This window comes from Mesorhizobium sp. M1142 (assembly GCF_040318565.1).
Classification (GTDB): Bacteria; Pseudomonadota; Alphaproteobacteria; order Rhizobiales; family Rhizobiaceae; genus Mesorhizobium.
Genome location: NZ_JAMYMK010000005.1, coordinates 304025 through 325309 on the forward strand (window position 1 = coordinate 304025; position 21285 = coordinate 325309).

A 21285-nucleotide genomic window follows, 5' to 3' on the forward strand; every position below is an offset into this window, starting at 1 on the left:
AAACAGGTCCCCAATCCCAGGCGTTCATCGACATCCACCGCCCGGTTTCACGAAGCTGTTATTGTCGTTCCCGTCATTGAAACGTCAGCGATGCCGACCCATATGCACGCTGCGCCGGATGTTTCCTCCCATTCGTCCGGCGCGTTCCCCTCTGAAGGTTTTCGACCTTCACATCTGGCCGGGCTTTGCAGCCCGGCCTTTTTTCTACGGGGTTGGTGAGCGAGCCGAGATCATGGCGCAGGCGTGCCCAGCGTATCGATGCGTTTCGCCAGCGCCGCGGGATCGCCAAGCACACGGACCGTCTTCAGCCGAGCGGTGCCGCCGGCGACGATCGAGACGGCCGAAGCGGCCACGCCAAGCGCCTTGGCGACCAGCCTTTCCAGCGCTCGATTGGCGGCCCCGTTTTCCGGCACGGCGCGAACGCGAGCCTTCAGATGGCTTCGCCCATCCGCGGTCGTTTCGGCCCCCTCGAGCCTGTCCATCGCTGATTTCGGCGTCAGCCGGACGAACAGGTCGATACCGTCGGCGCGCGTCCGGAACGGCGCGCGCATGGGACGCCTGCACTCAGACGACCAGCGAAAGCACGGTGGTGAGCAGGAACTGCCGGATGAAGAACAGGATCAGCAGCAGGATGATCGGCGAGATGTCGATGCCGCCGAGATCGGGCATGAAGCGGCGGATCGGCCGCAGCGCCGGTTCGGTCAGCCGATAGAGCATGTTGCTGATGGTATCGACGAACTGGTTGCGGGAGTTGACGACGTTGAAGGCGTAGAGCCAGGAAAATATCGCCGAGGCGATGATGATCCACCAGTAAAGGTCAAGCGCCATGACAATGGTCTGAATGAGGGCGATCATGCCGGTCTCCGATTGTTGCCGACATGTAGCCACTGTAGCTGAAAGCGGCAAGAGCCGCGTTCCGACGCGTGGGCGAGGCGCACGAACGGCCGAACGGCATTTCGGCAGCAAGGGCAGCCTTGACAGGAAACCGCAGCGGCCGATAAAAGCCCAATCCGCTGGACGGGGCTGTAGCTCAGCTGGGAGAGCGCGTCGTTCGCAATGACGAGGTCAGGAGTTCGATCCTCCTCAGCTCCACCAGCGGATTTTTCGAACCCCCCGTGAATGCTGAGGAACCTTTCTTGGATTCCATGGGTCCTCAGATCAAGCAACCGAATGCATCGCGAGCCTCTGCCGGCTTGGCACTGTCGTCGCCGGGTGGATTCACATCGGCGACGTAAAGGCCCTCTACACCAATAGCGTATGCGGCCTATTGCCACTGCGCCTCCTCCTTGCCAGACTTGGCCCGTCTTCAAAACCGAGGGGAATTCACCATGACCGGCACGACAAGACGTGATTTTGTAGGTCTTACAGGAGTGGCAGCGACTGCCCTGGCCGGTGCTGTTGCAACACGAGCTACCGCTGCCGAAAGTGACGTATCGTCATCGTTCGATGAGGTTCTTCAAGAGTACAATCTAAACAACACAGAAAGGACTAGATCAAAGCTGGCGATCTATGTCGTCCTTTCTCATCTGCACGCCAGCCTCGAGAAGGAATTTAGTGACCTTGGGCTAGAGCTGCCTCTAGGAAAAAAGGCGGTGCCATCGAATCTGCCGGCCAATTTCGAAGACGCGCAGGTTGCACCCCTTCCGTGGCTCTTCAAGCCCTCGGAAGTTACCGACCACGAACGAAACGGCTATGCGACGATTGCAATGCGAATGAACGCAGTGATGGCAAGACACACCGCTGACGTGAGTGTCGGGGTTTCGCATATCATGTCGCACAAGGGATAACCGCGACCTTGCCGGCGAGCACGGCACGTCAGGCGAGCACAACGCCGGCCGGCGATTTGTTGTTGCGGGCGAACCGATTACCTGTTTTCGCGAGGCGACTGCGCTGCGAGAGTCCTCACAATGGATAAATCCTTCCGGGACGCGCCGCGCGAGATAGCAAAGCTCTCGGCACCCCGGCCAGTGGGAATTGTCAGCCGTCCGCGCGTAGTGGCGCTGCTTTCGCAGGCCCTCGACAGCGGTGCATGCTGGCTGGCTGCGCCTGGTGGATACGGCAAGACCACCGCGGTGATCGACTTTCTGGAACACGGCGGGCTGGAACAAGGCGGGCCGGAGCAAAGCGAATCGGCATACAACTGGTATCGGGTCGACACCGAGGACCAGGACGTTGCGCGGCTTTTCCATTATCTGACGCTGTCGCTCGACGGCAGGCATGCCGGCATGCCGGTCTTTGGTCCGGAATATGCCGACAATTCCGACGATTTCGCGCGGCTGTTCTTCCGCACCTATTTCTCGCGGCTTGATCCGGGCACGATCCTAGTCCTCGACGATCTGCATCGTGCCGATGCACCAGGCTTTCGCCGGACGCTGGCGATCCTGTTGCGCGAACGCCCCAATACCGTCCGCTGCATCTGCACATCGCGGATGCTGCCCGAGGGCGATGTCGCCGACCTCGTGCTGTCGGGACAGTTGCCGGTCCTCAACCAAACGCTGCTGGAGTTTTCGCCTGCGGAGGCTCGCAACCTCGTCACCGCCCGCTCGCAATCGCCGTCCGAGGTCGGCGACATTTCGGAGGCGCGCGGCTGGGCGGTGGGCCTTCTCCTGCTGGCCAATGCTGGAATGTACTACCCGCTTTCGCAGACCGGCCTTGCCGGAGGCGCCGGCCTTCGGGAGATTGTCGGACGTTATTTCCTGCGCGACATCGCGCCGGAGGACCAGGATCTGCTGATCAGGCTCAACCTTCTGCCGGAGATCAGCACGGACCTTGCCGATGCGTTCCTGGGTTCGCCGCAGGCTGCCCGCCTGCTGGTGCGGCTGCAGCATCGCCAGCTGCTGATCACGCGCGACGGTCCGGGCGGCGCCGCCTTCCAGCTGCATGACTTGTTGCGCGAATACCTTGCCGGCCTACTGGACCGGCGCGTGACGGAAGCGGACCGTTCCAGGCTGCGCGAGCAGGCAGCAAAGGTCCTGCACGAGGCCGGCAAAACCGACGCGGCAATCGTGCTGGCGTTGCAGGCGGGCGCCTGGCCGCTGGCACGCCAGCTCATTCTGGAGTGCGCTAACGGCGTTCTCTCGCAAGGGCGCAGGGCCAGCTTCGTCGAATGGTGCAACAGGCTGCCCCCCGACGAGATGGACGGGTGGGTCCATTATTGGCTGGGCGTCGCCTTCGCGTCGGACGATGCGAAGGCCGAGCCGCACTTCTCCAAGGCATGGCAAGCATTCGAGAACACCGACATGCGCGGCCAATGCCTGACGGTCGCGCGGGCGGTCGTAGTCAAGACCGCCAGCTGGCGTACGCATGAGGGGCTGGCGGATTGGACGCGCCGAGCCTCACAGGTTCTTGCCAAGGGGTTGCCGGAATTGGATCCGGAGGAACTCATGATGGTCAGGCTCGGCATCCTGCGGGCCGTCGATTTCGCCGAACCTGGCGAATTCGACGCCCATGACGCGAAGCGCCTCGTGAATGATATCCAGCAGCGCCTGACACATCTGCCGATCGAGGATTCGGTCGAGTTGCGCCTGCTGGCAAGCGAAGCGCTCATCGACTACGCGACCTCGTCGGGGCAGCGCGACATTTTTGCCAATGCCGTGGACAGCGTTGCCGCCGATCTCGAACATCCGGATATCCCACCGCTTGTGCTCGGCATGTGGCTGGTGTCCTTTGGCTCGGCCAGCGGCCGTTACTTCCCCTATTCGCGGCGCGGTTTTGTCTATGCCTCGGCCGAGGATGCGTTGCGACGCGCAACGGCGATAGGCGAGCAGCACGCCTTACGGGGCGTCGAGTTCAGCGCCCTCTACCAGCTCCAATTGCTGATGAAGCTTCACAACAGGTTCTCGGAGTTCAATGCGCTGGTCTCCCGACTGGGCGAGATCGCGGACAGCAGGTTCACCACCCAGGTCGCGGTCGTCGCCGACTGCCATGCGGCGATGCACACGCGCAACGGCGACTTCGCCAAGGCCTATCTCGACTGCGATGTCTTCATGGATGCGATCGAGCGGGCGAACGAGCCGATGATCGAGCGCTGGCCGCATTACGTCACCAAATACCAGGTCCTGCTGGCCGACCGGCGTCCGGCGGAGGCGATTGCGCTACTTCAGGGGATCGCCGAAAGGCTGAGCGGCGGCCCTCGCCAGCGTGTCGAACTCAGCATTCTAGCCGCACGGGCCCTGGAGCAGAAGTGGAACGGCGGCGCGTCCTATGGCACTCGTCTGGCTGAATTCATGGCGGCATTGCGCGAGGTCAATCCCTCGGCGATCTTGCTCAACCTGCCGGACTTGCTAGCCGAGCTGATCGCCGATGCGCTGGAGCGAAAGATCGATGTCGATCTCTGCCGCCGCGTCGTTCGGGCGCGATATCTGGTCCCGCCCGCTGGTCGCCCCGCCCAGTGGCCTTGGCCGCTCAGGATACACTTGATGGGAGGCTTCCGCCTCGAGATCGATGGCGCCGAGGTCGCGCCCGGTGCCAAACCTACCCGCGCTCTCGACATATTGCGCATTATCTGCCTGTCGAGGGATCAGGTCTGTTCGGTGGAAACCCTGCAGGATTGGCTCTGGCCCGACCTCGACGGCGACCAGGCCAAAGCGGCCTTGGAGCAGGCGCTGCATCGTCTGCGCAAATTGCTCGGGCAAGGCGAACTCGTAACGCTGAGAGAAGGCCGTTTGCGGCTCGCTGCCGACAAGGTCTGGATCGATCTGCAGGATTGGGAAGACCGGCTGAAACCCGTTCTGTCGGGCCAAAGAGACAGCGCAATCGAGGAGCAGGAGATGCTGCTGGAAGGCTTTGTCGGCCCGCTTTTCTCGAATGGCCCGACGCCCGCCTGGTCGAACGCCGCGGCCGACCGGGTGCGGGACGGGTTGGTGGAGCTTGCCGTGCGGATCGCCAAACACTGGCAGAGCCGAGGCAACGCAGATCGGGCACGCCAAGCGTGCCGGCGTGCGCTCGATTTCTACCCGGAATCGGCCAAACTCCATGGCACGCTCATCCAGGAGAGCCTCTCCAGAAACGACCACGCCGGCGCCATCGAGGATTACCGGCGCTATGAACGCGCGCTCGCTTCGACCGGCGATGACGAGCCCTCGCCTTTGCTGCGTTCGCTCGTGCGCCCGTTTCTCTAGACCGGTTCATCGTTTCACGGAAACGCCGAACCGCTCTATCTCTTTATTTTTTCGCAGTTCCGGACGGAAAACCGTTCCACACTTTTCCTGGAATTGCTCTGGCGCAGCTCAGAACTCTGTAAGCCGTCCGTAAGTCGCGGTCTGGGAACCTCGGCCCGTCGATCAAAACCGATCGCCGGAGGCCTGAAGCCCCCGATACCAACACTCACAGGAAGGAAAAGGTCATGCCGTATACTGCCAGAGCAACTTCGAGAGTGCGTGCCGGCACCATACGCGCTGGAGCCACAAGACTTTCCGACCAGCTCAGGATCGGGCCTTGGTCGCTCCTCTCGCCCGAAGCTGTCATACAGCAAAAGTACAACTCCCTTGGAGGCGCCGGCTTCGCCGAGATCGACAGGAAGGAGACTGGAAAAGCCTGGTATCTCAAGAACGGCTCATGCATTTGTTACAACGATGCCATGCACGACGCCTTTGAGATCCACGGCGACATCTACAGGAAATGGATTGCGCTTGGCGGTCTCGCGTGGGGCATTCCCTGCACCGACGAAACCGGAACTCCCGACGGCGTCGGGCGATACAATCACTTCAACAACAATATCGCTTCGATCTACTGGACACCGAATACCGGTGCTCAAGCGATTTGGGGGGCAATTCGCAGCAAATGGGCAGCAATGGGCTGGGAGCGCTCGGTTCTCGGCTATCCGGTCACCGACGAAACCGGAACTCCCGACGGCGTCGGGCGCTACAACCATTTTGCCAATGCCGGCTCGATCTACTGGACACCGAACACCGGAGCCAACGTGGTGTACGGTGACATCCGCAAGAAGTGGGAAAGCCTGGGCTGGGAACAGTCATATCTGGGGTACCCAACCACCGACGAGACCGAATTTGCCGACGGTGGCCGTGCCAATCTGTTTGAAAACGGCGGCATATACTGGTGGCCCGACACCGGCGCGATCGACCTTCGAGATGTCGTCGTCCACTATACCGGCCTCCATTGCTTCGGCGAGACCGACTGGGATCAGGGGTCGAGTGCGGACGAGCCCTATGTCATCGTCAGCGTGACAACGCCGCAGATCGCCGACACCAAGCGCAGCCAGGTCTATGGCGACGTCGATGCGGGAGATACGAGACCCGACCTGATGGAGGTCTATCGAGGCAAGCCCTACGGCATCAATATCGGTACGGTGCTGATGGAAAACGATTTCGGCGATCCAAACAAGTACAAGGACGAAGTGCAGAAGGTCGTGATGGGCGTCCATACGGCGGGTACGCTGGCTTTGGGCCTCATTCCGGTGGCAGGACCTATCATTGCCGCAATAGCCGGCCCGGCCCTGGGATCCTTGATGCCATCGATCGGCGGCGCCATCAGCGATCTCTTCGATTGGGGCGATGACAGGATCGGGAGCGCGACAGTGACCATCTCCGCAAAGCAGATGGTGTTGCTCGCGGCACGTACGAACAATACCACCTTCAGCGGGATTGGGTTCAAAGTGGAAACGCCCCTGATTTCCGGCGAAGGGGCGTCCTACAAAGCCTATTTCGGCTTTGTGCCTGCCTAGTCTAGGCCAATCGCCCCGGCAAAAAAGCTTGCCGGGACAATCAACTTACCAGCCCCGCCTTCCGTTGGCGGGGCTGACGTTCGCGACTGAGAGATTTATTTCCGTAGCGGTCGTCACAAGGCGGTCCGGATTCGCCAGCGGCCGATCAGCATAGCGGGCAGTCACCTCAACGACACTGCCGCAGCCAGCGAGGCCGAGCCGGGACCGACAGAACCGGATCAGGCGGCGCGCAACCCGACGCCATGACGGCCGACATCAATCAGGATAGAAGAGAACCGTGACAAGAGCGGGCACGCATCACACCAGTCCGCGCTTGGCCATCATTGCTTCCGGTGAAGGCATCTTGCCGCGGAAGGCGGTGTAGAGTTCTTCGGGATCCTTCGAGCCGCCGGCGGCGTAGATGTTCTTGCGCAGCCGCTCGGCCAGCGCCGGATTGAACGGATCGCCCGTCTCCTCGAAGGCGGCGAAGGCGTCGGCATCGAGCACTTCCGACCACATGTAGGAATAATAGCCGGCCGAATAGCCGTCGCCGGCAAAGATGTGGCCGAAATGCGGGGTGCGGTGACGCATGGCGATGGTATCGGGCATGTTAAGCCCTTCCAGCGTTTCGGCTTCGAAACGAAGCGGCTGGTCCGGTGCATCCGGCCGGGCGTGGTAAGCCATGTCGACCAACGCCGAGGCAGTGAACTCGACCGTGGCGAAGCCCGCGCCGAAGGTGCGCGCCGCCAGCATCTTGTCGACCAGCGCCTTTGGCATCGGCTTGCCGGTCTCGACATGCAGCGCATGTTTTTCCAGCACCGCCGGTACCGTCAGCCAGTGTTCGTAAAGCTGCGAAGGCAGTTCGACGAAATCGCGGCTGACCGAGGTGCCAGCGACCGACGGCCAAGTGACGTCGGTCAGCATGCCGTGCAGAGCATGACCGAATTCATGGAACAGCGTCTTGGCTTCATCGACCGACAGCAAGGCGGCCTCGCCGGCCGGCGGCTTGGCGAAGTTCATGATGTTGTGGATGACCGGCTTCGAGCCAGGGCCAAGCCTATAACCGGATTTCAGCGCGCTCATCCAGGCGCCGGAGCGCTTCGAAGGCCGCGCGAAATAGTCGGCGAGGAACAGGCCGCGCTCGCTGCCGTCGGCATTCTTCACCACGAAAACACGTGCGTCCGGATGCCAGGTGGCAATGCCCTTCTTTTCTTCGAAAGAAATGCCGAACAATCGTGTTGCCACATCGAAACAGGCGTCGATGATGCGGTCTAGCTGCAGGTACGGCTTCAGCTCGGCCTCGTCGAAGGCGAATTTCTCTGCGCGCAGCTTCTCCTGATAGAAGCGCCAGTCCCAGGCAGCGAATTTTTCGTTGCTGCCGGCCTCGGCCGCCAGCCGCTGCAATTCGGCTTGGTCGCTTGCGGCCTTTTCCACCGCCTTTTCCCAGACCGGATCGAGCAGCGCGTGCACCGCCTCCGGCGTCTTGGCCATAGTATCGTCGAGCTTCAATGCGGCGTAGGAAGCATAGCCGAGCAGCTTCGCTTTCTCGGCGCGCAGCCGCAGCATCTCGCGCACCACTTCCGTGTTGTCGGCAGCGCCGCCATTCTGACCACGCATGATGAAGGCGCGGAACGCTGTCTCGCGCAGATCGCGGCGTTCTGAGAAGGTCGAGAACGGCTCGTAGATCGAACGCGACAGAGTGACGGCGTAGCGGCCCTTCTGGCCGCGCATCTCGGCGGCTTCCGCCATCGAGCTCTTCAGGAATTCCGGCAGGCCGGCAAGGTCGGCTTCGTCGAGGAACAACGCCCAGTCGCGCTCGTCGGCAAGCACGTTCTGGCCGAAATTGGTGCCGAGCGACGACAATTCCTCGTTGATCGAGGCCAGCCGCTTCTTGCCTTCGGCGTCGAGCATGGCGCCGGAGCGAACGAAGTTTTTCCAGGTCTTTTCCAAGACCCGCAGCGTTTCGGCATCGAGCTTCAAAGCATCGCGGCGCTGATGCAGGTGGTCGATGCGGGCGAACAGGCGTTCGTTCATCGAGATTGCCGAGAAGTGCCGCGACATCTTCGGCGAGATGTCGCGCTCCAGCGCCTGGATCGCCTCGTTGGTGTGGGCGCCGGCGCGGCACCAGAAGATCGACGAGACATGGTCGAGAGCCTCGCCGGCAAGCTCGAGCGCGGCAAGCGTGTTTTCGATGGTCGGCGTCCCGGTGTTGCCGGCAATCGCCTCGATCTCGGCTTCATGCGCCTTCAGGGCCGCGTCGAAGACCGGAGAAAAATCGCCATCGCCGATGCGCGTGAAATCGGGCAGGCCGAGCGGCCCTTGCCATGCGGTCAGCGGATGGGCAGCGAGGTCGACGGTGGACGGCATGGGCAAACTTTCGCTGAGTGGCGGGAGAAGATGAATCGTCACCGATGTAAGGCGCCGGCCGGTTGCGCGCAACAGCGGGTCCCGTTCATGGTTCCGTCAGTAACCGTCGCAATTTTCGGCGATCGCGGCTTGCGAACTGGCGCTGATCTGGTCGTTGGCGACCGCGAAAGTCTCCTGCATCAGCATGTCGTTGCTGGGAAAATCATAGCAGGCGATCACAGTGGTGACGCCGCCCTCCGTCTTCTCGATCCGGTGGCGGATTTCGGCCCCGGCGACGGCGCCCTGCCACTCGGCGATCGAGGCGATGAATTCCTGCTTGCTTTGCACGACGCCGAGGTCGTCGAGCTTGATGCGGACGTTGTCGGCGAGCAGGTCCGACAATTCGGTGCGGTCGGCGACCAGCAGTGCCGAATACCAGCGGTCTATGATCGCGCTATCGTCGGCGCTGGCAACATTTGCTGAGCACAGTAGTGCCGCCGCCGCGAACGCGAACCGAGCTCGCATCATGCCCTCGTCTCCTACTCCGTCTCCGGCCGCTCGAAATCGCCTGTGTCCTTGTTCATCACCCAAAGCTCGCCGGTCGAGATGTCGAACCAGGCGCCGTGCAGCGACAGCCGCCCCTTGCCTTCGAGGATCGAAACACAAGGGAAGGTGCGCAGATTGGCGATGGAATAACGGATCGAGATGCGCTCCAGCGCCGTCTGGCGCTCGGTCGCGGTCATGAAGGTGCTCGACGATACGGTCTCGGCCGCAGGTGCGATCAGGCTCATCCATCTGCCGATGAAATCGCCCGGCGACAAGGGTGCGGCCGTGGTGTCGAGTGCCGCGCGGATGCCGCCGCAGCGGCCGTGGCCCATCACCACGATGTTCTTGACCTTGAGGCTCTGCACCGCAAATTCGAGCGCCGCCGATGTCGAGTGGAACTGATCGTCTGGCGCATAGGGCGGCACCAGATTGCCGACATTGCGCAGCACGAACAACTCGCCCGGCCCGGCATCGAAGATCGCTTCGGGCGCGGCACGGGAATCGCAGCAGGCGACGATCATTGTTTCCGGTGCCTGGCCCTCCCGCGCCAGCGAGCGATAACGGCCGCTTTCGGTGAGATAGCGGCCGCTCATGAAACTGCGGTAGCCGGTGAGAAGATGCTCGGGAAGATGGGGCATGGGCAGCGGTGGGAGCCTTTCCGGGTTGAAGGCAGCTCGGTTCAATCCCGAAAGGCTCTAGCGCATCGGCCCGAAAATCGGAACCGATTTTCGGAAAGCACCGAGACGCAGGTTCAAAGCGTGGAGCTCACTCTGCCCCAAGTGGACGGCACCTCGCTCCAGCCACATCCCGACAGTCGAAGCAACTGAACCCGGCCAGCGTATTCCTAGACTATTCCGCGATCTCCAGCAGGGTCGATATCAGCAGCCGGCGCTCGTCGGCGGAAAGAATATCCGAACCGAACAGATTCATGCTGCGAAGTCCCTCGATGGCGAGATAGCAGATCAGCAGCGCCTTGAGGTTCGGCGTCTCCTCCTTCAGCCGTTCGAACACCTGCCGCCTGAACGATTTTATCGGCGTCAGGAAGTCGGGATCCTCGGCGATAGCCGAAAATATCCAGGATGCCGATGGCTTCGTCTCCTCGGCATGCTCGGCCGAAAGCCTGATATAGGCGGCGAGCGGGCTCTCGCCGCTGCCGCTGTTCTTGCGGGCGGCCTCCAGCGCCTGTTGGAATGCGCTGAGATAATCCTCCACCAGCGCCTGCATCAATTTCGCCTTGGTCGGGAAATTGTAGAGAAGACCACCCTTCGACACGCCGGCACGGCTGGCAACAGCGTCCAGCGACAGGCTGCCAGGACCCGTCTCGCGCGCTACCGCGGCGGCAGCAGCGAGAATTTTTTCGCGCGAATTTGCTCTGCGGACCTTCATCAATCGTTCCCCGTTCATTGGCTTAGGCGGAATTGACAAGACCGTCCAGACGGTACAGTAAGATCGCCATCATTTGAAAGTGGGACCAGTCACAGGTATGTGTTCCGGTCATCCGACCGTTATGCTGGGCCATGGCCGAGGGAACTGTTCGTGATCAAGCGCTTCATCATCGCCTTCATTCTGCTCGTGCTGGTGTGCGGCGGCATCGTCGGCTTCAACCTGTTTCGCGACAATGCGATCAAACAGTTCTTCGCCACCATGAAGCCGCCGGCCGCGACCGTGTCGACAGTCATCGTCAAACCGATGTCCTGGACGCCCGGCATCGAGGCGATCGGCACTGTCAGTGCCGTACGCGGCGTCGACCTGACGGTCGAAACTGCTGGCATCGTCAAGGACATCCTGTTCCATGCCAATCAGAAGGTCGCCGCCAACGCCGTCCTGCTGCAGCTTGACGATGCCGTCGAGCGAGCCGACCTCGTCGCGTCGAAGGCGCAAGCCACCTCCGACCAGACGACGCTGATGCGCGCTCTCGAGCTGCAGAAGCGCGGGGTCGGCACCGATGCCACGCTCGACACGGCGCAGGCAGCAGCATCGGTCTCCGCCGCGCAGGTAAACAAGCTGCAAGCGGTGCTCGACCAAAAGCAGTTGACCGCCCCCTTCAAGGGCACTGTCGGTATTCCGAAAATCGACCTTGGCCAGTATCTCACACCCGGCACCGCCGTGGTGACCTTGCAGGACATGGATACGATGCGTGTCGATTTCACCGTGCCGGAGCAGCAGCTTCCGCAGCTGAAGATCGGACAGACGGTGCGGTTGGGCGTCGGCGGCGGCGACATGCCGTTCACCGGCAGCATCCGCGGCATCGATCCGAAGATCGACCCGACCAGCCGGCTGGTGACGGTAAGGGCGGAGGTCGGCAATCCCGAAGGCAAGCTGACGCCGGGCCAGTTCGTCCAGGTGCGCGTCGAACTGCCCGAGGAGAACGACGTGCTGGCGCTGCCGCAGACGGCGCTGACTTCCAGCCTGTACGGCGACTTCGTCTTCGTGGTGCGCCCGGCCAAACCCGCCGAAGCCAACGGCGCGGCTCCCGAGGCAAAGCCGGAAGAAAAGCCGGCTGCAGATGCTGCCAAGCCCGCAGCCGAAGCACCCGCGGCAAAACCCGAAGAAAAGCCGGCCGCTACCCCAGCCAAACCGGCAGCGGAAGGCAAGCCGGCAGCGGAAGAACAGAAGCCGCAGCTCGTGCTCGCCCAGGTGTTCGTCAAGCCAGGCCGCCACAACGCCGGCCTGGTCGAGATCCTGGAAGGCATCCAGCCCGGCGACGAAGTCGTTACGGCCGGCCAGAACCGGCTCTCCAACGGCATGTCCGTTGCCGTCGACAACACGATCGATCCGAGCAAGCCGGCGAACCAGCAGGCAGCCCAGCAATGAGCTTTTCCGATCTCTTCATCCGCCGCCCGGTCCTTTCGACCGTGCTTGCCTGCATGATCCTGCTTCTGGGTTTTCAGGGCATCTTCAACCTTTCGATCCGGCAGTATCCAGAGGTTGAAGAAACGGCCATCACCATCACCACGGCCTATCCCGGCGCCAGCGCCGACCTGATCCAGGGGTTCATTTCCGCGCCGATCGCGCGTGCCGTCGCTTCGACCGAAAACATCGATTATGTCACGTCGTCGAGCCGGCCGTCCTCCAGCACCGTGACGGTGCAGATGAAGCTCGGCTCCGACCCCGACGTCGCGCTGAACGAAGTCTTGTCGAAGGTTCAGAGTGTTCGCGGCGATCTGCCGGACGAAACCAAAGACCCGGTGATCGTCAAGGGCACCGGCCAGCAGTTCGCGATGATGTACATATCGATGCAGAATCCGAACATGACACCGGAACAGCTCACCGAATATATCGAGCGTGTCGTGCGGCCGCGTATCTCGACGGTCGAAGGTGTCGCCGACGTGCAGATTTTCGGCGCCGCCGAATATTCGATGCGTGTCTGGATCGACCCGATCAAACTGGCGGCGCGCGGCGTGACGGCGGCGGAAGTGCTGACCGCCATCAACGAATCGAATTTCCTCTCCGCGCCCGGCGATACCGAAAACGAATATGTGGCTTCCTCGATCACGGTTCGCTCGACCCTGCAGACGCCGGAGGCTTTCGCTGCCCTTCCGCTCCGCTCGAAAGACGGCAATGTGGTGAGGCTGCGCGACGTGGCCCGCGTCGAGCTCGCCGCGGCGAGCACCGACACCAGGGTCACGTTCAACGGCAAGCCCGGCATCTTTCTCGCCATCTTTCCGACGCCCGCCGCCAATCCACTGACCACCGCGGCGGCGATCCACAAGATTGTGCCGACCATCCAGGAGACGCTGCCGCTCGGCATGACGATCGAGATCGTCTACGATTCGACCGAGCAGATCAGCGCGTCGATCGAGGAGGTGTTCAAGACCATCGGCGAGGCGGTCGCCATCGTCATCGTCGTCATCCTGCTCTTCCTCGGCTCGTTCCGCTCGGTGCTGATGCCGATCGTGACCATTCCGCTGTCGCTGATCGGCGTCTGTTTCCTGCTGTTTTCTTTGGGTTATTCGATCAACCTTTTATCGTTGCTGGCCATGGTGCTGGCGATCGGACTGGTTGTTGACGATGCCATCGTGGTGGTGGAAAACATCCACCGCCACATGGAGGAAGACGGCTTGTCGCCGATGCAGGCGGCCTTCAACGGCATGCGGGAGATCTCGTCCGCCGTCGTCGCCATGACGATAACGCTGGCCGCGGTGTTCGCGCCGCTGGCCTTCACCGGCGGCCTGACAGGCGCACTGTTTCGCGAATTCGCGGTGACGCTTGCCGGCTCGGTGGTGCTTTCGGGGGTCGTCGCCCTAACCGTCACGCCGATGATGTCGGCACGCATCCTGAGGGCCGGCTCGCACAGCCGCTTCCAGCGCATTGTCGACAACACGTTCGGGCGCGTCGAACACGTCTACGAGCGGCTGGTCAGCGGCTCGCTGAAATATCGCCCGGTGACGCTGATGATCGTCATCGCACTGGTCGCCACGACCGGCTTCATGTTCACAAAGACCGCGAGCGAACTGGCGCCGGAAGAAGACCAGGGCTTCTTGCTGTCTATTGTGAACGCGCCGCGTTACGCGACGTCGGACTACACCGAGACCTATGTGAACCAGATTCTCGGGCTGGTGAATGATATCCCCGAAACCAGGGCACGGTTCTCCGCCGTCGCGTTCCAAGGCCCGACCAACAGCGCTTTCGTCGGCTTTGCGTTCAAGGACTGGGCCGAGCGCGCGCGCAGCTCGAAGGAACTTCAGGAAGACATCACTGCCCGCCTTGCCAAGGTGGCAGGCGTCGAGGCTTTCGTCTTCGCACCACCGACGCTGCCCGGCTCCGGCGGCGGCCTGCCAATCACGATGGTGGTGCGCTCGACCGGCGAGGCCTCCCAAGTGTACGAGGCCGCCGAGAATATCAAGAACAAGGCGCAGGCCTCCGGTCGCTTCCTCGCCGTGCAGAATTCCATGTCCTACGATGCGCCGCAAGTGACAGTGACGATCGACCGCGACCGCGCCGCGGCACTCAACCTGCCGATCGCCGAAATCGGCCGGACGCTGACCCTCTTGGTCGGTGGCGCCGAGGTGGCGCAATTCGACCGCGAATCCAACAGCTACGACATCATCCCGCAGGTGCCGCAGCAATTCCGCGACAATCCCGAAAAACTTGGGGAGTATTTCGTGCGCAGCGTCTCGGGTGAGATGGTGCCGCTCTCTGCGGTGGTGAAGATCTCGACCAACGCGTCGCCGGCGGCGATCGAGCAATTCAACCAGTTGAATTCCGCAACGATTTCCGCCTTGCCGCTGCCTGGCGTCACCACCGGCGACGGTTTGAAAGCGATCGAGGATATCGCCAAGGAGAGCCTGCCGGACACTTTCTTCATCGACTATACCGGTCAATCGCGGCAGGAGAAGGAACAGGGCTACACGATCATCATCGCCTTCGCGGCGGCAGTGCTCGTCATCTACCTGGTGCTGGCGGCGCAGTTCGAAAGCTTCCGCGATCCGTTGATCATCATGATGGCGGTGCCACTCTCGATCTTCGGCGCGATCGTGCCGCTTAATATCGGGCTCGGCACCCTCAACATCTACACCCAGGTCGGCTTGATCACCTTGATCGGCCTGATCACCAAGCACGGCATCCTTCTGGTCGAGTTCGCCAACCAGCAGCGTGAAATGCACGGCATGCGGCGGCGCGATGCGATCATCGCCTCGGCCAGGGTGCGGCTGCGGCCGATCCTGATGACGACGGCGGCGATGGCGCTAGGCGTGGTGCCGCTGATCATCTCCAGCGGCGCCGGTGCCGCGGCACGCTATTCGATGGGCCTGGTGATCTTCACCGGCATCCTGGTCGGAACCATGTTCACGCTGTTCGTGGTGCCGATGTTCTACACCTTTATCGCCAGCAAGGACCTGCCGCATCACGCCGAAAAGCCGGATCCGAAGCTGATGCCGGCGATGCCGGATTAGATTGTACTGATATTGTACAATAAAAAGGCCGGATTTCCGGCCTTTTTGAGAGCGACGAGAGCAGCATCGCTCATTTGACGATGACGATGCTGGTGTTGGCCGGGCCGAAGACCTCGACGAGCTGGTAGAAATCGGCGGCGTTGTCCGGATGCAGACGCACGCAGCCATGCGAGGCCGGCTGGCCGAGGCGCTTGATGGCGCTTGTCGCATGTACGGCGTAGCCGCCGTTGAAGAACACCGAATGCGGCATCGGGGCGTTGTCGTATTTCTTCGAATACCAAATTTCATGCATGCGGGTCGGCTTGAACGAACCGGTCGGTGTGACGTGCGTCCTGTCGCCCGTCGAAACCTTCCAGGCGAATGTCGGCCGGCCGTCGACCAGAATTTCCATGGTCTGCTGCGATAGCGACACACGCGCGACGATCTTGTTGGCGGCGGCGTGGGCTGCGCCGTTGCCGGCACTGACAAGCAAGGCAGTACCGGTGATGACGGCGGCGGCGATGTTGATGAGCTTGGCGGAAATGGCAGTGTACATGATGTCTCCCCTATTCTGCCGGTCGGGGCCGGCGCAATTCATGACCGGCTTATCGGGGCGTCATGTTTCAAGCCGATTTCGCAAGATGCTCGTTTGTGTTTCGATTCTGTTTCCCCTGGTTAACAGAAAAGGTCCGTGCAAAGCAGCTTGCAGTCGCACGACGTCGTCATGACGGGTGGCGTGTTTGCCTAGGCGGATCGGCCAAACCGCGGCGCCAATACGCGATTGCCTTTCGTTTGATAGGAATTCACCTGACTCCGAAACCGAGCTGCAACAAAGCGCAGCGTCGGCGGCATGATCCGGATACAGCGAACAGGCAAAGTTGACCTAACGAAAACAGCGGGCAACGAACGATCGGAAGCCAACACTGTTTCGCTACGGCCTGGATTGATCTGGACACTTTCCAGCCTGCGCGTCGACCGGCTCAAGCCCCTCTGGCGGGGGCGGCTTAGGGCCGTTGAGGATGCGCGGCGCCTCCGGCAACTTGCAGCCGAGAGGACCGAAGGCCCGCGCCGCAACGGGGGGCTCCGCTGGCGGCGCGGGCGCTTCGGGGGTTCCCCTGAAGTGCCCGTAAATTCCAATTTTGAGGAACGAACAGGATGAAAACGAAATTCGCCGCTTCCGTGCTTTCCGCCCTGCTTTACGTCCAGGGGCTGCTCGGCATTGCCGGCCTCGCCACCGTGCTGTTGAAGGAACGTGCTCATGCCGGCGAGGTCAGTACGACCGGTGACATGCCGTCCGGCCCGTCGCTTCTCGTGGTGCGCTGAAGAGCATCGGACCCCAAAGTGGAAACCGGTTTTGGGAAAACCCGATGCTCAAGACAAAAGGGTGGCTGTCCTGCATTCAATCGGCGAATTGCGTCGGCGGATCGAACCGGTAACCGGCACCCCGTATGGTGGTGATGGTTTCGGTATCGAGCTTGCGGCGCAGCCGCACGATGCGCGAATCGATCGACCGATCGAAGGCTTCGGCATTTTCGGCGGGCGCGGCGGCGATGATGTCGTCCCGCGTCAGCACCTTGCGCGGGCTGGCCAGGAACAGCCTGAGCAGCGCCACCTGCCCGGGGGACAGCTGTTCTTCCGTTCCCGAGCGGTGCATGACAATGGCCGATCGGAGATCGACGGTCGCGTTCTCCAGCACGATCAGTTCCCCGGCGCTCCTGCCGCGCCGAGCCAGAAGGCCGCCGACGCGAGCCGCAAGCTCCCTGACATTGAGCGGGCTTTCGACGACGTCGGCGGCGCCGAGTTCGAGCGCCAGAACCTTGTCGACCAGATCGGCCGGGCGGCAGATCAGGATGAAATCCGGGCCACCTTCGCCGCCATGTCGCCTGAGCAGGTCTCGCCCCTCCGCCTGGCTGACGCTGTCGCCGACAACCACGACATCGATACCCTTTTCCGAAAGCAGCGATTCGGCTTCCCACGGCTGTCGCGCCGCACGGACGTCATGACCGCGCCGCTCGAGATGATCGGCGAGATCGGTGGCAATTACTTCAGCGACGGAAACAAGCGCGATAACGGATCGTGCAGCCATGTTTTTCTACCCCGCATACGGCAACCCAAGAAGAGTGCTGGACATCATGTTTATACCCAATCTACTTTCCACTGAAAGCGGGAGCGAAAGCATCGTGCGTGCACGAATTGTCATCGTCGAGGACGAGCCCGACCTGAGGGACGCGGTCGCCGAGTATCTCGGCGCCAGCGGCTATGATGTGGCCACGGCCGAAAGTGCGGCGGCGGCGCGCGACCTCTTGGAAGTGCAGTCCTTCCACCTGGCCATTCTCGACATCGCCATGCCGGGCGAGGACGGCTTGTCGCTCGGGCGCTGGATGCGCTCGAAAATGCCGATCGGCATCATCTATGCGACGGCCGCCGGTACCGCGCTCGACCGCATCGTCGGACTGGAGCTCGGCGCTGACGACTACATCGTCAAGCCTTACGAATTGCGCGAAGTGCTGGCCAGGGTGCGCAGCGTGCTGCGTCGCGTTCCGGAGCCGACCGAGCCACAAAAGGCCAAGGCTGAAACATCCGGCGGCCGCCGGTCCGTGAGCTTCGGACCCTTTCACGCCGATCTCGACGGCAGGCTCGTCACCGGCGCCAACGGCGCGGTCATTGACATGGCCAAGAGCGAGTTCGACGTGCTGGAGGTGTTCCTGACGCGCGCCAACCGGCTGTTGACGCGGGCGGCGATCTCCGAGGCGATCGGTTTCGTCGAGGATCCGGAATCGTCCCGCGCCGTCGACATCCGCATCATGCGGCTGAGAAAGAAGATCGAGGCGGATCCGGCCAATCCGAAATTCCTGCGCACGGTGCGCGGCGAGGGCTATATCTTCTCGCTGCCAGTGGGCGAAAATAACTAAGGCGACGGCTTGAGGAAGCCGCGGCCAGGAAATGACGGCTGATCATGACGGCTGAAACAACACGCGTGGACGTGCAGGGCGCCAGGCAGGGCGCGGCGATGGTGGCCGTGCATGTGGTTCGCCGGCTGCGCGAAGCCGGTGACTGGCAGCGCGAGATGGAGGGTATCCTCCAAACGCTTTGCGAAGCCATGGATTGTCACCGCGGCATCCTGTTTCGCCTGCGCGAACTGCCCGGCCAGGGCTTCGCCCAGTCGGTCGCCGCTTATTGGATCGCCCCCCGGTTTGGCGGCGAGCTGGCGTCACCGACCGTCATCATGCAGTCGGTCGTCGATTCGGACCCATTGCTGGAACGGCTGGCGGAGGACGAGCGTCAAGGCAAGATCTTCGCCGGGCACACACGCGATCTCGAAGGCTTTCTGCGGACGGATTTCGAAAAGCAGAACATCAAGTCGTTCCTCTCGGTGTCGGTCTTTTCGCACGGTAATTTGTGGGGCACGCTGGCGATCAACGACTGCATCCACGAACGCGAATGGACCGACCAGGAAGAGGCGGCGTTGCACATGGTGGCACTCGCCATCGGCGATGCCATCGAACGGTCGCCGTCCGACGCGCATGCCAGCGACGTCATTCGCCGCACCATGCTGCAGGCTTCGCTCGATGCTATCATCGTCATCGACGAGACCGGCTCGATCATCGAATTCAATCCGGCCGCCGAGAAGATGTTCGGCTATCGGCGCAGCGATATCCTCGGCAAGGACCTGCTCGATACGGTCGTGCCGGAATATTATCGCAAGGGCTATGCGTCGGGCGCCGAATACATGTCGGGCCGCGGTGCGCCGATGGTCGGCCAACGGCTTGAAACGGTCACCCAGAATGCCGCCGGCGAGGTTTTTCCGATCGAGCTGACGGCAACCGAGATGCGGGTCGCCGATCGCCAGCTGATCTTCGGCTCCATCCGCGACCTGCGCGACAAGTTGCGGGCTGAGGAGGAAATCAACCGCCAGCGCGAAAAACTGCACCAGAACGAGAAGATGGCGGCAATGGGGTCGCTGCTCGCCGGCGTTTCGCACGAGCTCAACAATCCGCTGGCCGTGGTTGTCGCCCAGTCGACGCTGCTGCACGAATTCGCCGCCGATCCGCAGACCAAGGTGCGCGCCGAAAAGGTGCGCGCCGCTGCCGAGCGCTGCGGCCGTATCGTCAAGAGCTTCCTGTCGATGGTCCGCCTGCACCCGGCTGCACAGGCAGAAACCGACCTCAACCAGGTGATCCGCGCCGCACTCGAAGTGACCGCCTATGGCGCACGGTCGAGCGGCATCATCATCGACACCGATTTCGCCAGCGGCCCACTGCTGGCCATGGCAGATGCCGACCACGTGACGCAGGTAGCCGCCAACTTCCTCATCAACAGCCAGCATGCCTTGGCCGGCGTTGCCGGCGACCGCCGGATCAAGGTCCGGACGTTTCGCAGCGACCGCGGCAATCCCGGATTCTCGGTCGAGGACAACGGACCAGGCGTGCCGGAAGCGATACGTTCACGCATATTCGAATCCTATTTCACCACCAAGCCGGTCGGTGTCGGTACCGGCATCGGTCTGTCAATCTCGAAATCGATCATCGAGCGGCACAATGGCAATATCTGGTTCGAGGAGGTTTCGCCGAGAGGTGTGCGTTTTGTCGTGCAGCTGCCGGCGATCGCGGCCGGCGCGGCCGCCGCCGGCGAAGCTCCGTCGCGGTCGAGCGGCTTGCGTCACGCGCTGATCATAGACGATGAGCCGGATGTCGCCGCGTCGCTGTCCGACATTCTGGAGTTGATGGGCATCAAGTCGCGGATCGTGCCGGCCTGGGTCTCGGCCGCCGCTACGCTGAGTGGCCATGTCCCGCCGGACATCGTGTTTTCCGATTTGCGCATGCCCGGCACCAGCGGCATAGCCGTCTATCGCGAGCTACTCGGCGAATTGCCGGGTCTAGCGCGGCGCTTCGTGCTTGTCACCGGCGATCTGATCGGCGCGAAAGGCGAGATCGAGGCGCTGCCGGCGCCGCAACGGCCGCCAATCCTCGAAAAACCGTTCAGCACGCTGGATGTGCGCGGCGTGCTCTCGGCCATTGCCGAGCAGGCCGCTCTGGGCGGCTAGACTCCGCCATCTCTCCCGGAAGAAAAAGGCTCCCGGCCGACATTGCGGCGGGAGCCTGACTGGAGTGCTGGAGGGCGCTCGCAAAAAATCAAAAAACGTTCGGCGTATCGGCCAGCGGGGCGGCGTTGGCGATCATGCGGACCGGCCGTGCCTTGCCCGACTGGGCGGCGATGACGCGCAGGCAGTCTAGGCTCTCGGCGCCCCAGGCCTGCCCCTTGCAGGCGAAATCGATCTCCGAAATCGGCAGGCGCGCCGTCTTGGTGGTGGTCGTCGCGCCATCGATGAGCTTGGCCGGCGGGTTCAGTGAGGCGAAGGCCGGACCGACAGTCGGCGTCAACGCCATGCCGGCAAATGCGGCAGCCGCCAGCAGCATGAACATCGCCATTGGATGATCACTGGCGCGCTGGCGCAGCGCCAGCTTCGGGCGCCGGTCGCTACGCTGGGGACCCTGCTGGCGAAGGTCGGTATCGGTGATCTGGATTTTCGTACGCATCGTCGTTTCCTTCGGTCTTCTTCTTTTCTCTGTTGAAACGAACCTAATCGCACCTTGTAACCGGCCAACGATGATGGATTAACGATTGTGTAACCGGCATGAAACCAAGCCCGCGGCCATTCCTGGGCAAAGCGATCAGGCGTAGCTGCAGCACAGGTGGCATTCTCGTTTTCCGCTACCCACGGCACCAGATCCACGTCGCCTTGCCAGGCCCACGGAGCGTCGGGCGCTCAACAAGCGTGAGGGGATTAACGTCCGGAATTCCCGGGATTTTCCCGGCTTCGATCGTTCGGACTCGGCTCTCAAATCCGGCTCGATTTCC

General features: G+C 62.3%; 17 protein-coding genes and 1 tRNA gene. 9 read left to right on the forward strand and 9 right to left on the reverse strand.

Annotation, left to right across the window (positions count from 1 at the left end; translation table 11 throughout):
* Positions 1–230: 230 nt before the first annotated feature.
* Positions 231–551: a DUF167 family protein gene (locus tag NKH42_RS11690; RefSeq protein WP_352509085.1), complete on the reverse strand. Its 321-nt coding sequence runs from the start codon at positions 549–551 to the stop codon at positions 231–233.
* A 13-nt stretch (positions 552–564) separates the two neighbouring features.
* Positions 565–855 (reverse strand): YggT family protein, encoded by a 291-nt coding sequence (locus tag NKH42_RS11695; RefSeq protein ID WP_023678162.1) that lies wholly within the window; start codon positions 853–855, stop codon positions 565–567.
* Between the two features lie 164 nt (positions 856–1019).
* Here NKH42_RS11695 and NKH42_RS11700 point away from each other — a divergent pair.
* From NKH42_RS11700 to NKH42_RS11715, 4 genes are all read left to right on the forward strand, one after another.
* Positions 1020–1095 (forward strand) — tRNA-Ala (locus NKH42_RS11700).
* Between the two features lie 233 nt (positions 1096–1328).
* A complete protein-coding gene (locus tag NKH42_RS11705) occupies positions 1329–1787 on the forward strand; it encodes a hypothetical protein (protein WP_352751464.1) in 459 nt (152 codons plus the stop codon).
* Positions 1788–1907: 120 nt separating this feature from the next.
* On the forward strand, positions 1908–5120 hold the full coding sequence (locus NKH42_RS11710; protein ID WP_352509084.1) for an AfsR/SARP family transcriptional regulator: 3213 nt from the start codon (positions 1908–1910) through the stop codon (positions 5118–5120).
* A 224-nt stretch (positions 5121–5344) separates the two neighbouring features.
* A complete protein-coding gene (locus tag NKH42_RS11715) occupies positions 5345–6682 on the forward strand; it encodes an LGFP repeat-containing protein (RefSeq protein WP_352509083.1) in 1338 nt (445 codons plus the stop codon).
* A gap of 297 nt (positions 6683–6979) precedes the next feature.
* Here the strand turns inward: NKH42_RS11715 and NKH42_RS11720 are convergent, their stop codons facing one another.
* From NKH42_RS11720 to NKH42_RS11735, 4 genes are all read right to left on the reverse strand, one after another.
* The gene (locus tag NKH42_RS11720; RefSeq protein WP_352751474.1) at positions 6980–9034 is read right to left on the reverse strand and encodes a M3 family metallopeptidase; all 2055 of its coding nucleotides are present in this window, start codon (positions 9032–9034) and stop codon (positions 6980–6982) included.
* Positions 9035–9124: 90 nt separating this feature from the next.
* Complete coding sequence (locus NKH42_RS11725; protein WP_352509095.1) at positions 9125–9532, reverse strand: nuclear transport factor 2 family protein; 408 nt, start codon at positions 9530–9532, stop codon at positions 9125–9127.
* A gap of 14 nt (positions 9533–9546) precedes the next feature.
* Entirely contained in the window at positions 9547–10191 is a 645-nt protein-coding gene (locus NKH42_RS11730; protein WP_352690251.1) for a carbonic anhydrase, read from the reverse strand.
* A 211-nt stretch (positions 10192–10402) separates the two neighbouring features.
* Positions 10403–10939, reverse strand: coding sequence for a TetR/AcrR family transcriptional regulator (locus NKH42_RS11735; RefSeq protein WP_352690250.1), 537 nt, complete (start codon positions 10937–10939; stop codon positions 10403–10405).
* A gap of 150 nt (positions 10940–11089) precedes the next feature.
* Here NKH42_RS11735 and NKH42_RS11740 point away from each other — a divergent pair, with 150 nt between their 5' ends.
* Positions 11090–12367, forward strand: a complete 1278-nt coding sequence (locus NKH42_RS11740; RefSeq protein ID WP_502900501.1) for an efflux RND transporter periplasmic adaptor subunit — start codon at positions 11090–11092, stop codon at positions 12365–12367.
* Entirely contained in the window at positions 12364–15447 is a 3084-nt protein-coding gene (locus tag NKH42_RS11745; protein WP_352690248.1) for an efflux RND transporter permease subunit, read from the forward strand. The genes NKH42_RS11740 and NKH42_RS11745 overlap by 4 nt, the downstream gene beginning before the upstream one ends.
* A 70-nt stretch (positions 15448–15517) precedes the next feature.
* On the opposite strand, the gene NKH42_RS11750 is transcribed toward NKH42_RS11745, so the two are convergent.
* Positions 15518–15982: a L,D-transpeptidase gene (locus NKH42_RS11750; protein ID WP_254817760.1), complete on the reverse strand. Its 465-nt coding sequence runs from the start codon at positions 15980–15982 to the stop codon at positions 15518–15520.
* 599 nt (positions 15983–16581) lie between these two features.
* Here NKH42_RS11750 and NKH42_RS11755 point away from each other — a divergent pair.
* Positions 16582–16749 carry a hypothetical protein gene (locus NKH42_RS11755; protein ID WP_254817759.1) on the forward strand — a complete coding sequence of 56 codons (168 nt, stop codon included), beginning with the start codon at positions 16582–16584 and terminating at the stop codon, positions 16747–16749.
* Between the two features lie 76 nt (positions 16750–16825).
* Here NKH42_RS11755 and NKH42_RS11760 read toward each other — a convergent pair whose 3' ends face one another.
* A complete protein-coding gene (locus NKH42_RS11760) occupies positions 16826–17512 on the reverse strand; it encodes a response regulator transcription factor (RefSeq protein ID WP_292663715.1) in 687 nt (228 codons plus the stop codon).
* A 46-nt stretch (positions 17513–17558) separates the two neighbouring features.
* Between NKH42_RS11760 and NKH42_RS11765 the strand changes: the two genes are divergently transcribed.
* Complete coding sequence (locus tag NKH42_RS11765) at positions 17559–18338, forward strand: response regulator (protein ID WP_254817757.1); 780 nt, start codon at positions 17559–17561, stop codon at positions 18336–18338.
* Positions 18339–18382: 44 nt separating this feature from the next.
* Positions 18383–20470, forward strand: a complete 2088-nt coding sequence (locus NKH42_RS11770; protein WP_352690246.1) for a PAS domain S-box protein — start codon at positions 18383–18385, stop codon at positions 20468–20470.
* A gap of 88 nt (positions 20471–20558) precedes the next feature.
* Here NKH42_RS11770 and NKH42_RS11775 read toward each other — a convergent pair whose 3' ends face one another.
* Complete coding sequence (locus NKH42_RS11775; RefSeq protein WP_352751469.1) at positions 20559–20963, reverse strand: hypothetical protein; 405 nt, start codon at positions 20961–20963, stop codon at positions 20559–20561.
* Between the last annotated feature and the right edge of the window lie 322 nt (positions 20964–21285).

Excerpts from the sequence above, each read along its gene's own strand:
- NKH42_RS11695 (WP_023678162.1), bottom strand. The coding sequence starts at position 855 with ATGATCGCCCTCATTCAGACCATTGTCATGGCGCTTGACCTTTACTGG.
- NKH42_RS11690 (WP_352509085.1), bottom strand. The coding sequence starts at position 551 with ATGCGCGCGCCGTTCCGGACGCGCGCCGACGGTATCGACCTGTTCGTC.
- NKH42_RS11755 (WP_254817759.1), top strand. The coding sequence starts at position 16,582 with ATGAAAACGAAATTCGCCGCTTCCGTGCTTTCCGCCCTGCTTTACGTC.
- NKH42_RS11760 (WP_292663715.1), bottom strand. The coding sequence starts at position 17,512 with ATGGCTGCACGATCCGTTATCGCGCTTGTTTCCGTCGCTGAAGTAATT.
- NKH42_RS11735 (WP_352690250.1), bottom strand. The coding sequence starts at position 10,939 with ATGAAGGTCCGCAGAGCAAATTCGCGCGAAAAAATTCTCGCTGCTGCC.
- NKH42_RS11745 (WP_352690248.1), top strand. The coding sequence starts at position 12,364 with ATGAGCTTTTCCGATCTCTTCATCCGCCGCCCGGTCCTTTCGACCGTG.
- NKH42_RS11775 (WP_352751469.1), bottom strand. The coding sequence starts at position 20,963 with ATGCGTACGAAAATCCAGATCACCGATACCGACCTTCGCCAGCAGGGT.
- NKH42_RS11715 (WP_352509083.1), top strand. The coding sequence starts at position 5,345 with ATGCCGTATACTGCCAGAGCAACTTCGAGAGTGCGTGCCGGCACCATA.
- NKH42_RS11730 (WP_352690251.1), bottom strand. The coding sequence starts at position 10,191 with ATGCCCCATCTTCCCGAGCATCTTCTCACCGGCTACCGCAGTTTCATG.
- NKH42_RS11750 (WP_254817760.1), bottom strand. The coding sequence starts at position 15,982 with ATGTACACTGCCATTTCCGCCAAGCTCATCAACATCGCCGCCGCCGTC.
- NKH42_RS11705 (WP_352751464.1), top strand. The coding sequence starts at position 1,329 with ATGACCGGCACGACAAGACGTGATTTTGTAGGTCTTACAGGAGTGGCA.
- NKH42_RS11725 (WP_352509095.1), bottom strand. The coding sequence starts at position 9,532 with ATGCGAGCTCGGTTCGCGTTCGCGGCGGCGGCACTACTGTGCTCAGCA.
- NKH42_RS11765 (WP_254817757.1), top strand. The coding sequence starts at position 17,559 with ATGTTTATACCCAATCTACTTTCCACTGAAAGCGGGAGCGAAAGCATC.
- NKH42_RS11710 (WP_352509084.1), top strand. The coding sequence starts at position 1,908 with ATGGATAAATCCTTCCGGGACGCGCCGCGCGAGATAGCAAAGCTCTCG.
- NKH42_RS11770 (WP_352690246.1), top strand. The coding sequence starts at position 18,383 with ATGACGGCTGAAACAACACGCGTGGACGTGCAGGGCGCCAGGCAGGGC.